The following is a 13162-nucleotide window of genomic DNA, read 5'->3' as shown; positions in this document are numbered from 1 at the left end:
ACAGGGATTCTCTTGAACGCGGCGCACGGTGAACGGCAGCCTCCTTGCCGTGCGTATCGAACAGCTCGAATACATCGCTTGCGTCACACGGTTGAGGTCGCTGCGGCGCGCCGCAGAAGAACTGCACCTGTCCCAGCCCGGACTCAGCGAGACCGTGCGCAACCTGGAGCCTGGTCGACGGGCGACGACGGCGTCACCGTCGTGCTCGGCGAGGGGGAGGAACTCGTCGTCGACGGCACCGTGGTGCGCGGACGGCACGCTTTCGGCGTCATCCCGGAACGCGGCGGCGTCAACGCCGTCTGGGGGGAGGCGTATACCCCGTTCCCCGAGCCGCGGCCGACCACCGTGGGCGCCACCGTCGAGGGGCTGCAGCGCGTCTTCGACGCCCCCGGTCGGATCCGCTTCCGCGTCGAAGGCCGCACCCTGGGTTTGACCGCGTTCAACGGGCACACACCGGGCAGCCTCATGGTGCTGTTCACCGATGCGGCATCGGGCGTGACCACGTATCCGGCCAACCGCGCCCTGCACATCGACGCACCGGGGCCCGACGGCACCGTGGTGCTGGACTTCAGCCGCGCCACCAACCTGCCGTGCGCCTGCGCCGACTTCGCGACCTGCCCGCTGCCGCCCGCCGAGAACCGGCTCCCGGTCGCGATCCACGATCACCTGGATCAAGTTCGACTCCGGCGCCAGCGTCAACCAGGCCTTCATCGGCAAGTCCCTCGACATCGCCGCGCTGGGCTCCAGCCCGTTCGCCCGCGGGGTGTCCGGCAGCTCGCCCGTCCCGTACAAGGTCGCGTGGATCCTCGACGTCGCGGGTGAGAACGAGGCCCTCGTGGCGCGCACGGCGACCGGCATCATCGGCGTCGCCGGGCTCAAGGGCAAGAAGATAGCCACCCTCTTCGCCTCCACCTCGCACTACAGCCTGCTCGCGGCGCTGGAGGCGGCCGGCCTCAAGCCGTCCGATGTCGAGCTCATCGACCTGCAGCCGCAGCCGATCCTCGCCGCCTGGCAGCGGGGCGACATCGACGCCGCCTACGTCTGGCTGCCAACCCTGGACGAGCTGCGCAAGACCGGCACCCAGCTCACCAGCAGCAAGGAGATCGGCGCGGCGGGCAAGCCGACCCTCGACCTGGCCGTCGTCTCGGACGACCTGATCGCCAGGGACCCACGGGCCATCGACGCCTGGCGCAAAGCGGAGGCCGAGGCACTGCGCCTGCTCATGTCCGACCCCGACGGCTCGGTCGAGGCCGGCGCGGCCGAGCTCGGCATCAGTGTCGCGGATGCCGGGGCACAGCTCGCCCAGGGGGTGTTCCTCACCCCGGAGCAGGTGGTCTCCGCCGACTGGCTGGGCACCGAGGGCAGCCCGGGCAAGCTGCTCACGTACGTGACCGACACCGGTCGGTTCCTGGCCGACCAGAAACAGACCGACGCCGCACCGTCCGAGGACATCGTCCGCACGGCGTTCTATCTCAAGGGGCTGTCCGATGTCCTCAAGTGAGCTCACCCAGGCCCCGGAAGAGGCCGACTCCGCGCGCGCCGGTTCCGTCCGTCTCGACCACGTCACCCACCTGTACGGCCGGGGCGGCGAGGCCTTCACCGCCGTCGGGCCTGTCGACCTGACCGTTCCGGCCGGGGAGTTCCTGGTCCTGGTGGACGCCTCCGGCTGCGGCAAGAGCACGCTGTTGCGGCTGATCGCCGGGTTCGAGCGGCCCACGTACGGTTCGGTGCGGGTCTCCGGCACCGAACCGCGGCCCGGCAGGGCGGCCGGGGTGGTGTGCCAGACGCCGCGGCTGTTCCCGTGGCGGACCGTGCGGGGCAACATCGACCTGGCGTTGCGGTACGCGGGTGTGGACCGCGCTCAATGGGCCGAGCGACGCGCGGAGTTGCTGGCCCGGGTCGGCCTGGAGGGCAACGAGAAGCGGCGTGTCCGGGAGATCTCCGGCGGTCAGCAGCAGCGCGTCGCCATCGCCCGGGCCCTCGCCGCCGAGAACCCGCTCTTCCTGCTCGACGAGCCGTTCGCGGCGCTGGACGCGCTGACCCGGGAGCGGCTTCAGGAGGACGTCCGCCGGGTGACCGAACGGACCGGGCGGACCGCGGTGTTCGTGACGCACTCGGCGGAGGAGGCGGTGTTCCTCGGCTCCCGCGCCGTGGTGCCGACCAAGAGCCCGGGCACCGTGGCCCTGGACCTGCCGATCACCCTGCCGCGCGGCGACGTCGACGCCGAGGAGCTGCGCGGCTCGCGCGAGTTCGCCGAGCTGCGCGCGCAGGTCTCCCACGCAGTCAAGGCAGCCGCGACGGCCGATCCCTTTGGGGGCCGCCGGGCTGCGCGCGGGAGGCTCGGCGTAGGTCTCCCGCAATGCCGGGTCTCCCGCTCACCTCCGGCTCCACTCCTGCGCGAGCAGTTCGTACGACCTCACCCGGTCGGCGTGGTCGTGGGTGATGGTGGTGATGAGCAACTCGTCGGCCCCGGTGGCCTCTTGGAGCCGCACCAGGCGGTCGGCCACCTGTCCGGGTGAGCCGACGAACTGCGTGTCCACGCGGTCCCGCACCAGCTCCCGGTCCTCGTCACTCCACTCGAAGGCCCGCGCCTGCTCCGGCGTCGGGTACTCGATGGCGCCCTCGGCGGTGCGGATGCTGCGGACCCAGGCCGCGTAGCCGGTGGCGAGCTCTCGGGCCCTCTCCTCGTCCTCCGCCACGACCACGTCGGCCGAGACGCTGACGTACGGCTTGTCGAGGAAGTCGGAGGGCTGGAAGAAGGCCCGGTAGCCGTCCACGGCCTCCAGCACGGTGGCGGGGCTGACGTGGTAGTTCGCGGCGAACCGCAGCCCCCGCGCGCCCGCGACCTCGGCGCTCTGACCGCCGCTGCTGCCCAGGATCCACACCTCGACGTCGGCGCCCTCACCCGGCACGGCGTGCGCCTCGACGCCGTCCGGGGACCGGTAGGTGCCGGCCAGCAGGGCGAGGATGTCGTCGATCTGCTCGGCGTAGTCCTGCGACTCGGCACCGGGCAGCAGGAGCAGCTTGCGCTGCAAGGCGACGCGGGGTGAGCCGAGGAGGCGTTCGAAGGAGAAGCGGGGCGGGATCAGCAGGCCGTTCGGGGCCCGGCCGTCCACGACGGGGGTGACGGTGGCAGGGGCTGCGGTCGTCTGTCCCGGCGGGCGGCCGCCCGAGCGGCCCAGGCCGAGATCGAAGCGGCCGGGATGCAGCGCGTCGATCAGGCCGAACTCCTCGACCGTGCTGAGCGCGGTGCGGTGGCCGAGCTGTACGGCGCCGGAGCCGAGCCGGATCGTGGAGGTGGCTGACGCGGTGAGCGCGAGGACGACCGCGGGGGACGTGCCCGCCACGCCCGGGTTGAGGTGGTGCTCGGCGAACCAGTACCGGGCGTATCCGAAGCGCTCGGCGTGCTGTGCCAGGTCGATGGAGTTGCGCAGGGCGTCGGCGGCCGTCGAGCCGGACGGTATCGGCACCAGGTCGAGGACGCCGAGGGGGATGTCAGGCATGGGCGGGCTCCTCGGTGACGGGCAGTACTGGTCCCCAGGTGAAGGGCGGGTCCGGGATGTCCCGCCGTAGTACAGGGGCGACCTCGGATTGGAACAGCTCCAGTGAGGCGCGGTGCTGGGCGTCCGTCAAACCGTTCGCGTCCGCGTGCAGGTGGAGCACGGTGTGCCCGAAGTGTTCGTGGTAGCGGTGCACCTTCTCGACGACCTGCTGCGGGCTGCCGACCAGTGCGGAACTGCGCTCCACGAAGTCCTCCACGGTCTCGAAGACCACCGGCAGGCCGAACTGCTTCTGGAACGCGAGCGTCGACTCGAAGATCGGCCGGTACACCTTGAGCGCTTCCTGGGATGTGTGGGTCACGAGGAGCCCGGCGCTGCCGGCGCCGACTGCGATCTTCGCCGGGTCGTGGCCGTAGAACTCCCAGCGCTCGCGGTAGTACCTGATCAACTCGGCGTACGGCTCGAGGGGGTTGGTGACGTTCGCCGAGAACAGCGGGTCGCCGTAGCGGGCGGCCAGGTCCACCGACTGCTTGCTGGTGGCGCTGCCGTGCCAGACCCGGACGGGCTGCTGGTAGGGCCGCGGCAACACCTCGGCGCCCGTCAGCGGAGGGCGGAAGCGGGTCGCCGCGGTCACCTTGTCCTGCCGCCAGATCTGCCGGAACACCTCATAGCTCTCGGCGTTGCGCTCCCACTGGTCCTCGGGTGTGACGTGGAACAGCTCGCGCTGGGCGGCGCCGTTGCCCTTGCCGATGATCAGCTCCAGCCGTCCCTCGGAGAGATGGTCGAGGGTGGCGTAGTCCTCGTAGGCGCGCACGGGGTCCAGGAGGCTGAGCGTGGTCACGGCGGTGAACAGCCGGATGCGTCGGGTCAGTGCCGCGATGTGACCGAGGACGACGGTCGGTGAGGAGGAGAGGAACGGCCGCTCGTGCCGTTCCCCCACACCGAATCCGTCGAAGCCGAGTTCCTCGGCGAGCAGGGCGTTGTCGAGGACCTCGCGGAAGCGGTCCTGGGTCGGCTTGTGCACCCCGGTGATCGGATCCGGCCGGTGCACGATCAGGGTGATGGCGAGGAACTTCACGACGCTGCCCGTGCGTCACGGATGTCGTCGATGGGGGTCCCCCCGCTCGAGCGAAGCCGAGAGTGGGGGAGGGCCAGGCCGAGGTGGTCGCGCAGGGTCGGACCCTCGTATTCGGTGCGGAACACGCCCTGTTCCTGCAGGAGTGGGACGACCTTGTCGGCGAACTCGTCGAGGCCGGTCGGGGTGATGTGCGGGACGAGGATGAAGCCGTCACTTGCGTCGGCCTGCACGAACTCGTTGATGGTGCGGGCGATCGTCTCCGCCGAACCGATGAAGTTCTGCCGGTTGCCCGTCTCGATGACCAGGTCGCGGATCGACCAGTTGTTCGCGGCGGCGAGCTCGCGCCACTCGCGGGCGGTGGCCAGCGGGTCGCGGTACATGCGGACCTGGGCGCGGCCCTTGGAGATGTGGTCGTCGCCGACGTCCGGTTCGATGTCGGGGAGCGGCCCGTCCGGGTCGTAGGAGGACAGGTCCCGGTTCCAGACGAACTCCAGGTGCTTGAGGGCGGTGGCGCCGCTGACTTGCTGGCGGCGCACCAGCTTGGCCAGTTCCTCCGCCTCGGCGTCGGTGTCGGCGAGGGTGAAGGTGGCGGCGGGCAGGATCAGCAGCTGGTCGTGGCGGCGGCCGTACTTGGCGAGGCGCTTCTTGACGTCGGTGTAGAAGGACTGGCCCGCTTCGAGGGTGGCGTGCCGGCTGAAGATCGCGTCGGCTTCGGAGGCGGCGAACTCGCGGCCCTCCTCGGAGTCGCCGGCCTGGAAGATCACCGGGCGGCCCTGCGGGGAACGCGGCACGTTGAACTGCCCGTGGATGTCGAAGTGCTGTCCGGTGTGGACGAAGGCGCCGGCCTTGGCGTCCCGCAGGAAGGTGCCGGTCTCCTGGTCGGCGAGGATCTCGTCGCCGTGCCAGGAGTCGAAGAGCTCGTTCGCCGTGGCGAGGAACTCCTTGGCGCGGGAGTAGCGCTCCTCCTGCGGCAGGAAGCCGCCGCGGCGGAAGTTCTCGCCGGTGAAGGCGTCCCAGGAGGTGACGACGTTCCAGGCGGAGCGGCCGCCGGAGAGGTGGTCGAGGCTGGCGAACTGGCGGGCCACCTCGTAGGGCTCGTTGAAGGTGGAGTTGATGGTGCCGGTCAGGCCGAGGTGCTCGGTGACGGCAGCGAGTGCGGCCAGGACGGTGAAGGTGTCGGGGCGGCCGACGACGTCCAGGTCGTAGATTTTTCCGCCCTGTTCGCGGAGCCTGAGCCCCTCGGCGAGGAACAGGAAGTCGAACTTGGCGCGTTCGGCGGTCTGCGCGAAGTGGACGAAGGAGCCGAACTCGATGTGGCTGCCGGCACTCGGGTCGCTCCACACGGTGGTGTTGTTGACGCCGGGGAAGTGGGCGGCCAGGTGGATCTGCTTCAACGGCTTGCTCATGGTCGTGGTCGTCCCTCCGGCTCAGGCGGTGGCAGCTTCGGCGTAGCGGCTGGCGGGGCGGGCCAGGCCCAGCAGGCCGCGCAGGGTGTCGGCCTCGTAGGCGCGGCGGAAGGCGCCCCGGCGCTGCAGTTCGGGGACCAGCCCGCGGGTGATCGCCGTGAGGTCGTGGCCTGCGACGGCGGGGCGCAGCCGGAAGCCGGTCAGCCCGGCGCTGTGCAACTCCTGTAGTACATCGGCGAGTTCGGAAGGCGTGCCGGTGAAGATGTGGGCGTCACTCGTGTACGGCTGTCCCGCGAGCGCGTCGAGCCGTTCCCGGCGGGCGGTCGCGACAGCCGGGTCGTCGTCGAGGAAGACCACCAGGTCGCCGAAGACGTACAGGGGCTCGGCGCCTCGCCCCGCCGCGTTCTGCTCGGCGCGGATCTGAGCGACGATCGCGCGGGCCTCGTCGGTGTCGTACGGGGTGACGTAGCCGATGTCGGCGGCGCGGGCCACGAGCCGGTACGGGACGGTGTCGTGGGCGAGGGCGCTGACGATCGGCTGGCCCTGTGGTGGGCGGGGCGTGATGGAGGGGCCCCTGACGCTGAAGAAGCGGCCCTCGAAGTCGATGTAGTGCAGCTTGTCCCGGTCGATGAAGCGGCCGGTGGCGGCGTCGCGGATCTCGGCGTCGTCCTCCCAGCTGTCCCAGAGGCGGCGCACAGCCTCCATGTGATCGGCGGCCTCGTCGAAGAGATCGGCGACCAACTGCCGGGTCTCCGGGTGGTCGTAGGCCTCGATGCGCGGGATGGTGCGGCGGCCGAAGTGCGCGGCCTCGTTCGGGCGGGCGGTGATCTGCACCCGCAGGCCGGCGCGGCCCTTGCTGACGTAGTCGAGGGTGGCGATGGCCTTGGAGATGTGGAACGGCTCCGTGTGGGTGGCGACCACGGTCGGAACCAGACCTATGTGCCGGGTCAGCGGTGCGACGCGGGAGGCGATGAGGACCGCGTCGAGGCGGCCGCGGACCTGGTCGGTGCGCTCGTCCGGGTCCAGGAAGTGGGAGGACTGCGGGCCGAGGCCGTCCTCGATGGTCACGAAGTCGAGCAGACCGCGCTCGGCCTCGGCGACCAGATCGGCCCAGTACCCGGCGGTGAAAAGGTCGCGGGGGCGGGCCACCGGCTCGCGCCAGGAGGCGGGATGCCAGCCGGTGCCGTCCAGGGCGACAGCAAGGTGCAGGGAGGGGGGAGTTGTCGAGGACACGAGTGGGTGCCTTCCTGGAAGTCCGTGACGAGAACGCCGGCCCCCGCAGACAAGGGGAGGCAACGGCGGTGAAGGAACGGGTCAGGAACAACAGAGCGCGCCGGCAACGCGCTGGAGGTCTATGTGGGGCCGGGAATGGAGGTGGACGGCGTGGAATATGGGCGTCACGTCCACCACCTCCGTCCTCAGGGTCATGCGCGTCGGCGCCTGGCACATCTCGTCATGAGTCACAACGCCCCGGCTTCGCGCGATGTTCCGGCCGCGGACGAGCCGGGTGTGCGGGCGGCGTCGCAGGGGGTCATCCCCTCATGTCTAGCAGGCAGTTGAGGGCTAGATCATTGCAGGTGCATGAAATTCCCTTCGGGTTCGTTTCGGTCGGGGTCGTCCGACGGGAAGCGCGTCACAACCCGACAGGGTCGCGGACCGGCACGACCACACCTCGCTCGGCAGGCGAGCGGCGGCCATTGGCGGATCCGACCAGGCGAAAGCCGTCCTCGGAGACCGCGTGCGCGCTGCCCACGAGAACATCGGGCGTCCCGCCCAACCGATGACGCAAGGCGGTCAGCGTCAGCGGTCCCCGGCCTCCCGGCGCGTGGCCAGGTCGGCGGCGAGGCGCTCGACCCGGGCGCGGATGTCGTCCCGGATGGCCCGTACACCGTCCAGGTCCTGGCCCGCGACGTCCTCCACCGGCCAGTCCTCGTGCCGCTGCCCGGGCAGCACGGCGCAGGCGTCCGCGCCACTGGTGGTCACCACCACGTCGCTGACGCCGACGGTCTCGTCGGTCAGCTGACGCGGAGTACGCCCGGCGAGGTCGATGCCGACCTCCGCCATCGCCTGCACGACCAACGGGTTGACCCGCTCCCCCGGTTGCGGGCCCGCGGAGCGCACGCGCACCTGGTCGCCGGTCAACTCCTCCAGGAAGGCGGCGGCGATCTGCGACCGTCCCGCGTTGTGCGCGCACACGAACAGCACGCTGGGCCGGGGCTTCGACTCGGACATGGGCATGATCCTTCGACGGGGCTCTCGACCGCGACAGCCCCGGGCGGGGGCACTGCCACGCTGGCATACAGGACGCTAGCGGCAGGGCCGCCGGTCGGCTCCGGGGCAACGGATCATTTCGCACACCGTTCATACCGGCTCGTCCGCCGTCCGGCGAGGAGCAGGCCCACCACGGCGATCCCCATCCAGGTGGTGAGGTAGAGGAAGGCTGCCGTCGGGGATACGGCGCTCCACAGAACGCCCGCGACGGCGCTGGCGGCCAGGTTGCCGAGGGATTGGACCGTGGCGAGCATGCCGAAGGCGGAACCGCGCACTTCCTTCGGGGCGAGGGCGGCGACGGCGGAGTGCTGGGCGGTCTCGACCGCGCCGATGCCGATGCCGGCCAGGAGGAACGGGAGGGCCAGGACAGAGACAGCAGTCGTGTTGACGGTGAGCAGGCCGTAGGAGAAGGCGAACGCGGCGACGCCGCCCGCCAGGACGAGGATGGGGCCGCGGGCGCCAAGTCGGTCGGAGAGCCGTCCGGCAGGTACCGAGGCGACGGCGGCGGCGACGTTGTAGGCGGTGTACAGGCCGAGCGCGATCGTGGTCGCGGCCTTCGTTCCGTGTCCCGGCGCCAGCAGCTCCGAGGCCCGCAGGATCAGCAGCGTGGCGGCGACGTTGCGACCTCGAACGCCGCGACCGCGCCCATCAGCCTGCCCAGGTCGCCGGACAGCACGGGCCTGACGCGGATCTTCAGGGGGACGCGGCCGCGGATTTCGGGGCGCGGGGTCCTGCGAATGGCATACACGATCGCCGCGGCGGCCAGCAGTCCCGGGATGACGGACAGGCCGATCGCCCCTTGCACGCCGATCCAGGCGACCAGAACGAGCGCCAGGAGGGGCCCGAAGATGGCGCCGAGGTTGTCCATCATGCGCTCGAACCCGTACGCCCGACCGTACGCCCCCGCCGGGACGATGTCGGCCAGCAGCGCGTTGCGGGCCGGAACCCGAAGCCCCCGGGCCGTCCAGGCCGCGGCCCGCAACACGCCGACCTGCCACACCGCCGTCGCCCCTGCCGTGGCGGCGCCGAACACGGCCGTGGCCGTGTAGCCACCCACCGCCACCTTGCGACGCCGGGCCGGGTCGTCCGCCAGCACGCCACCACCGAAGCGAGCCGCACCCGCGAGCGCGTCGGAGACGCCCTCGATGGCTCCGAGAGCTGCCGCCGGCGCACCGAGCGTGGAGGTGAGCAGGCTCGGCAGCAAGGCGGTGGGAATCTCATGGCCGACGTCGGCCAGAAAGCTGGCGGAGCCGATCCCGCGGACGCCCGGCGTGAGCCACTGTTCCCGGGCGCGGGCGGCGGACCGAGTGCCGGGCGAGGTCCCTGTCATGGCGGGCAGTCTGCCGGGCAGCCGGAGCGCTGCCCAGTGGACGATCCCACCAGCGGACGCCCGACTGGTCTGAGATCCCTCCGAGCCCGGGCTCAGGCCGAGTGCGGTGCTCGCGACAGCCGACCGCTACGACGCAGAGCCCGGTGATGGCGAGGGACACTCCGTGGGCGGCCGCACCTGGTGCCGGTGCCGCTCACAGCGTGCCGAACAGGCGCGCGGCGTTGCGCAGGGCGTGCGTCGCCACCCGCTCGCCGAGGACGAGACCGGCCTCGTCGGCCGAGCGGGTGTGAATGCCGGAGTACACGCGGGCGTCCACGTTCTCCTGGGACAGTCGGCTCCAGGTCGTGTACGTGCGGGTCACTCCGGGGGCGGTGGGGCTGGTCAGCCGGAAGGGGGCCGTGCGCGGCCCGACGAGCGCCGAGAGGACCGCTTCCGCGGCGCCCGAGTACGTGTTGTGGCCGCTGGGGTAGTCGGGATGGGCCGGCGTGGTGTGCAGCGGCGTCCATGCGGGGTCGGGGTCGATCGAACCGGCACGGATGGCCGTGACCGGGCGCCACCGCAGATAGGCGTACTTGCTGTCGGAGGTGGCGATCTGCGTGTCCACCAAGGCGACGTGGAACAGCGCTACCAGCCTGGCCCGTCCGGCGCTGGAATGCGGTGCCCGGGCGAGGGCCACCCGCAGTGGCTCGGTGTACAGCGTCAGTGAGGATCCGAGCCAGAAGGTGGCGGTCTCTGTCTGCCTCTCCGTGCGTACGGTGCTGTCCACCGCCCCGTATGCACGGACTTCGGCCAGATCGGCGCGGTAACGCGCGGAGCCCAGAGCGGGCGGGGCGGGCAGCCGGTACTGGTCGGGGCTGTCCAGCAGGAAGGGCCGCGCGAGCCGGTTGCCGTACTGAGCGGCCGGGGCGTACGCGGGCGGGGTCGGCTGCCACACTCCAGGAGCCGCCGGTGGGACGGTGAACGGCGCGTTGACCGAGGCCGGGTCGAGGCCGTCCCCCTCGCGGGCGCCGAGCACCAGCCGCGCCTGGCGGGCGCCGGCCGCCACGCCTTTCGACTCGGCCGCTCCGTCGGGAACGGCCTCCAGCGTCGTGCGCAGAGCGGCGTCCAGTTCCTGAGTGCGGGAGGGGACCAGCGCCACCAGAGCGTCGTGTACGGCGGACGCCAGGGCCGCGTCCTGGAAGTCGCCCCGGTCGACGTCTGACGGCACCTGACGGGTGGCTCGGGCCGCCGCGAGCCAACTGACCGCCCAGATCCGGCTGTTCGTGATCTGCGTCGGGGCGCCGCCCGCCGCGATGGTGGCCACTGTCGTGTCGTACCAGTCGAGCGCGACGGACGAACGCGGCTGCTCCTCCACCACGGCGGCCGCGGCGGACGGGACGGTGACGGAGGCGGCCAGCAGGACGGCCGAACCCAGCGCCACCAGGGCGGGACGGAGGGGATGACGGGTTCTGAACGGTTTCACGCGTACTCCTTCGCGGATGTGCGGATGAGCGGTGGTGTTGTAGACGCTGGTGAGTGGGGGCTAGGTCGTGTCGTTTGGATCATCCCGGCGTCGCGGGCCCTGGCACGCGCATCTGCCGCGTTGTCGTCACTCGCCGACTCCCCCAAGCTCTCGACTTCGCTCGAGCAGGGGGGACCCCCATTGCGTCGACTCCCTCCTCCGCCTTGCAGCTGCACGCACCAGACTCCGCTCGGGTCGGCTGAAGGGCGCAGCACCTCACAGCCGGCCTGATCCAAACGACCGGGCCCAGGTGAACTCGCTTGCGAGGCTAGGTCGTTGCGGTGGTTGTCGTGGAGTGCGTCAGCGGGCCGGCTCCCCGTCTCCGTCGTATCGGCCGGCGGCGCGGGGCAGGCCGAGGTGGTCGCGGAGGGTGCGGCCGGTGTAGTCGCCGCGGAACAGGCCGCGTTCGCGCAGCGCCTCCGGGTCACGTCCGGCCCCTCCGTCACCCGGCGCTTGCACGTCGAGGGTGACGGCGATGGGCGGGCGCCCCTGGGGTGGGCGGGGAACGTGGGACGGGCCGCGGACCGAGACGTGCGGACCTCGAAGTCGATGTGGTGCAACCGGTCCCGGTCGATGAAACGGCCGGTGGCGGCGTCCCGTGTCTCCGCGTCGTCCTCCCAGCTGTCCCACAACCGGACGGCGACCCCGGCGGCGTCGGCCGCCTCGGCCCGCAGCTCGGCCGCGGGCTCGACTCCGCGGCCGCCCACAGCTAGGGCCTCGGCCTCGGTGCTGGAGACGTCGACCAGCCAGCCGGCGCTGCCCTCGCTGACGTGGTCGAGGGTGGCCGGGGCGGTGGAGGTGCGGAAGGGGTCGGTGTGGGTGGTGGTCACCGTCGGGACCAGGCCGATCCTGCTGGTCAGGGGCGCGGCGCGGGCGAGTGCGGCCACCGCGTCGAGCCGGCCGGCGCTGTCGCCGGGCGGTGGGGACCCGTCGGGGCGGTGGCCGGTCCCGTCGAGTGCGACGGAGGGGTGGAGTTCTCGGGACATGACCTCGTGTCCTGTGCTCGTGTCCGAAGGCAGGGGTGCGCAGTCGTCGTACGGCCTGCGCACCCCGGGTCGGCTACTTGTTGGTCCTGGGCAGGCCGGGCGGGTTCATCTCGGACTTGGTCACGGCCTCGTCGGACAGGCCCCAGCGCTCGAGTACCTTCGCGTATGCGCCGTTGTCGATAACGTGGTTGAGGGCGTCGGCGAGCGGCTTGACCAGGCCGCTGTCCTTCTTGGTGGTGGCCGCGATGAGGCCCTGGAGGGTGGAGCCGGCGCCCGAGTACGTGCCGACCACTTCTGTCTTCCCGGTGGTGGCCGCGTGGTAGGCGGCGGTCGGGTTGGGACCGAGGTAGAGGTCGATGCGGCCGGACTGCAGGGCGAGGTAGGTGTCGCTGTCGTTCTGGTAGTACTTGATGTTCACCGGCTTGCGGCCGGCCTTCTCGTTCTCCTTGCTCCACTCGATGAGCAGCTTCTCCTGGTTGGTGCCGCTGCCCACGGCGACCGTCCTGCCCGCCACGTCCTCGGGCCCGGTGATCTTCAGGCCGCTGCCCTTCTTCGCCTCGAAGCCCAGGTTGTCCTCGCGGTAGGTGGCGAAGTCGTACTTCTCCTTGCGCTCCTCGGTGACGGTGATGTTGCTGAAGCCCACGTCGTACTTGGCGCTGTCCAGGCCGACGAAGATGTTCTCCCAGGACACCGTGTTGATGTGCAGCTTGAGGCCGAGTACGTCGGCGACCAGGGAGGCGATGTCGGGCTCGACGCCGATGACGGTCTTGTTGTCGGTGGCGTAGAAGGTCAGCGGCGCGGCGGAGCCGGACGAGTCGACGATCTCCAGGGTGCCTCTCTCGCGGATCTTCTCCGGAACCTCCGCGGCGATGGAGTCGACCTTGTCGGTGGTGATGCGGTTCTGGCCGGGACTGACGTTGATCTTCGTCTTGCCGCCCGACGTGGCCGCGACCTCGGTCGTGCCGCCGTCGTCGGGGTTGCTGCACGCGGCGAGGACGAGGGCGGTGGCGAGTCCGAGCGCGGCTGCGGCAGTGCGGCGGTGGGTGATCGAGGTGGACATGGTCGTGCTCCTTGCTACGGAAAGGGGGTG

11 protein-coding genes and 4 pseudogenes are annotated in these 13162 nt (G+C 71.3%); 4 read left to right on the top strand and 11 right to left on the bottom strand.

The window, feature by feature from the left end; translation table 11 throughout:
- Positions 1-49: 49 nt before the first annotated feature.
- The 4 pseudogenes from ACIBAG_RS38440 to ACIBAG_RS38425 form a co-directional block, all read left to right on the top strand.
- Positions 50-169, top strand: a pseudogene (locus ACIBAG_RS38440) (LysR family transcriptional regulator); the annotation flags it as partial.
- Positions 139-657 (top strand): annotated as a pseudogene (locus ACIBAG_RS38435) (DUF1684 domain-containing protein); the annotation flags it as partial. The pseudogenes ACIBAG_RS38440 and ACIBAG_RS38435, both read left to right, overlap by 31 nt.
- A gap of 1 nt (position 658) precedes the next feature.
- Positions 659-1501: pseudogene (locus tag ACIBAG_RS38430) on the top strand (ABC transporter substrate-binding protein); the annotation flags it as partial.
- Positions 1488-2297: pseudogene (locus ACIBAG_RS38425) on the top strand (ABC transporter ATP-binding protein); the annotation flags it as partial. The pseudogenes ACIBAG_RS38430 and ACIBAG_RS38425, both read left to right, overlap by 14 nt.
- Before the next feature lie 78 nt (positions 2298-2375).
- Here ACIBAG_RS38425 and ACIBAG_RS38420 read toward each other — a convergent pair.
- From ACIBAG_RS38420 to ACIBAG_RS38370, 11 genes are all read right to left on the bottom strand, one after another.
- Entirely contained in the window at positions 2376-3503 is a 1128-nt protein-coding gene (locus ACIBAG_RS38420; protein ID WP_399111872.1) for an LLM class flavin-dependent oxidoreductase, read from the bottom strand.
- Complete coding sequence (locus tag ACIBAG_RS38415) at positions 3496-4578, bottom strand: LLM class flavin-dependent oxidoreductase (RefSeq protein ID WP_399111870.1); 1083 nt, start codon at positions 4576-4578, stop codon at positions 3496-3498. Before ACIBAG_RS38415 ends, ACIBAG_RS38420 begins: the two co-directional genes overlap by 8 nt.
- Positions 4575-5984 (bottom strand): NtaA/DmoA family FMN-dependent monooxygenase, encoded by a 1410-nt coding sequence (locus ACIBAG_RS38410; protein WP_399111868.1) that lies wholly within the window; start codon positions 5982-5984, stop codon positions 4575-4577. Before ACIBAG_RS38410 ends, ACIBAG_RS38415 begins: the two co-directional genes overlap by 4 nt.
- A gap of 21 nt (positions 5985-6005) precedes the next feature.
- Positions 6006-7217, bottom strand: a complete 1212-nt coding sequence (locus tag ACIBAG_RS38405) for an LLM class flavin-dependent oxidoreductase (protein WP_399111866.1) — start codon at positions 7215-7217, stop codon at positions 6006-6008.
- An 81-nt stretch (positions 7218-7298) separates the two neighbouring features.
- Positions 7299-7412, bottom strand: a complete 114-nt coding sequence (locus ACIBAG_RS38400) for a putative leader peptide (protein ID WP_399111864.1) — start codon at positions 7410-7412, stop codon at positions 7299-7301.
- Positions 7413-7784: 372 nt separating this feature from the next.
- Positions 7785-8216, bottom strand: a complete 432-nt coding sequence (locus ACIBAG_RS38395) for a low molecular weight phosphatase family protein (RefSeq protein WP_399111862.1) — start codon at positions 8214-8216, stop codon at positions 7785-7787.
- A gap of 113 nt (positions 8217-8329) precedes the next feature.
- The gene (locus tag ACIBAG_RS38390; protein WP_399111927.1) at positions 8330-8785 is read right to left on the bottom strand and encodes an MFS transporter; all 456 of its coding nucleotides are present in this window, start codon (positions 8783-8785) and stop codon (positions 8330-8332) included.
- Positions 8786-8853: 68 nt separating this feature from the next.
- Positions 8854-9585: an MFS transporter gene (locus tag ACIBAG_RS38385; protein WP_399111861.1), complete on the bottom strand. Its 732-nt coding sequence runs from the start codon at positions 9583-9585 to the stop codon at positions 8854-8856.
- A 193-nt stretch (positions 9586-9778) separates the two neighbouring features.
- Entirely contained in the window at positions 9779-11047 is a 1269-nt protein-coding gene (locus ACIBAG_RS38380) for a vanadium-dependent haloperoxidase (RefSeq protein WP_399111859.1), read from the bottom strand.
- Positions 11044-12072, bottom strand: coding sequence for an LLM class flavin-dependent oxidoreductase (locus tag ACIBAG_RS38375; protein ID WP_399111857.1), 1029 nt, complete (start codon positions 12070-12072; stop codon positions 11044-11046). Before ACIBAG_RS38375 ends, ACIBAG_RS38380 begins: the two co-directional genes overlap by 4 nt.
- Before the next feature lie 73 nt (positions 12073-12145).
- Positions 12146-13132 (bottom strand): ABC transporter substrate-binding protein, encoded by a 987-nt coding sequence (locus ACIBAG_RS38370; RefSeq protein WP_399111855.1) that lies wholly within the window; start codon positions 13130-13132, stop codon positions 12146-12148.
- Positions 13133-13162: the final 30 nt, after the last annotated feature.

This window comes from Streptomyces sp. NPDC051243, assembly GCF_044455405.1.
Taxonomy (GTDB): Bacteria; Actinomycetota; Actinomycetes; order Streptomycetales; family Streptomycetaceae; genus Streptomyces.
Note: the sequence above shows the minus strand (reverse complement) of the source record. Positions and strands in the feature narration are given on the sequence as shown.

Excerpts from the sequence above, each read along its gene's own strand:
- ACIBAG_RS38420 (WP_399111872.1), bottom strand. The coding sequence starts at position 3,503 with ATGCCTGACATCCCCCTCGGCGTCCTCGACCTGGTGCCGATACCGTCC.
- ACIBAG_RS38410 (WP_399111868.1), bottom strand. The coding sequence starts at position 5,984 with ATGAGCAAGCCGTTGAAGCAGATCCACCTGGCCGCCCACTTCCCCGGC.
- ACIBAG_RS38400 (WP_399111864.1), bottom strand. The coding sequence starts at position 7,412 with ATGACCCTGAGGACGGAGGTGGTGGACGTGACGCCCATATTCCACGCC.
- ACIBAG_RS38395 (WP_399111862.1), bottom strand. The coding sequence starts at position 8,216 with ATGTCCGAGTCGAAGCCCCGGCCCAGCGTGCTGTTCGTGTGCGCGCAC.
- ACIBAG_RS38385 (WP_399111861.1), bottom strand. The coding sequence starts at position 9,585 with ATGACAGGGACCTCGCCCGGCACTCGGTCCGCCGCCCGCGCCCGGGAA.
- ACIBAG_RS38375 (WP_399111857.1), bottom strand. The coding sequence starts at position 12,072 with ATGTCCCGAGAACTCCACCCCTCCGTCGCACTCGACGGGACCGGCCAC.
- ACIBAG_RS38370 (WP_399111855.1), bottom strand. The coding sequence starts at position 13,132 with ATGTCCACCTCGATCACCCACCGCCGCACTGCCGCAGCCGCGCTCGGA.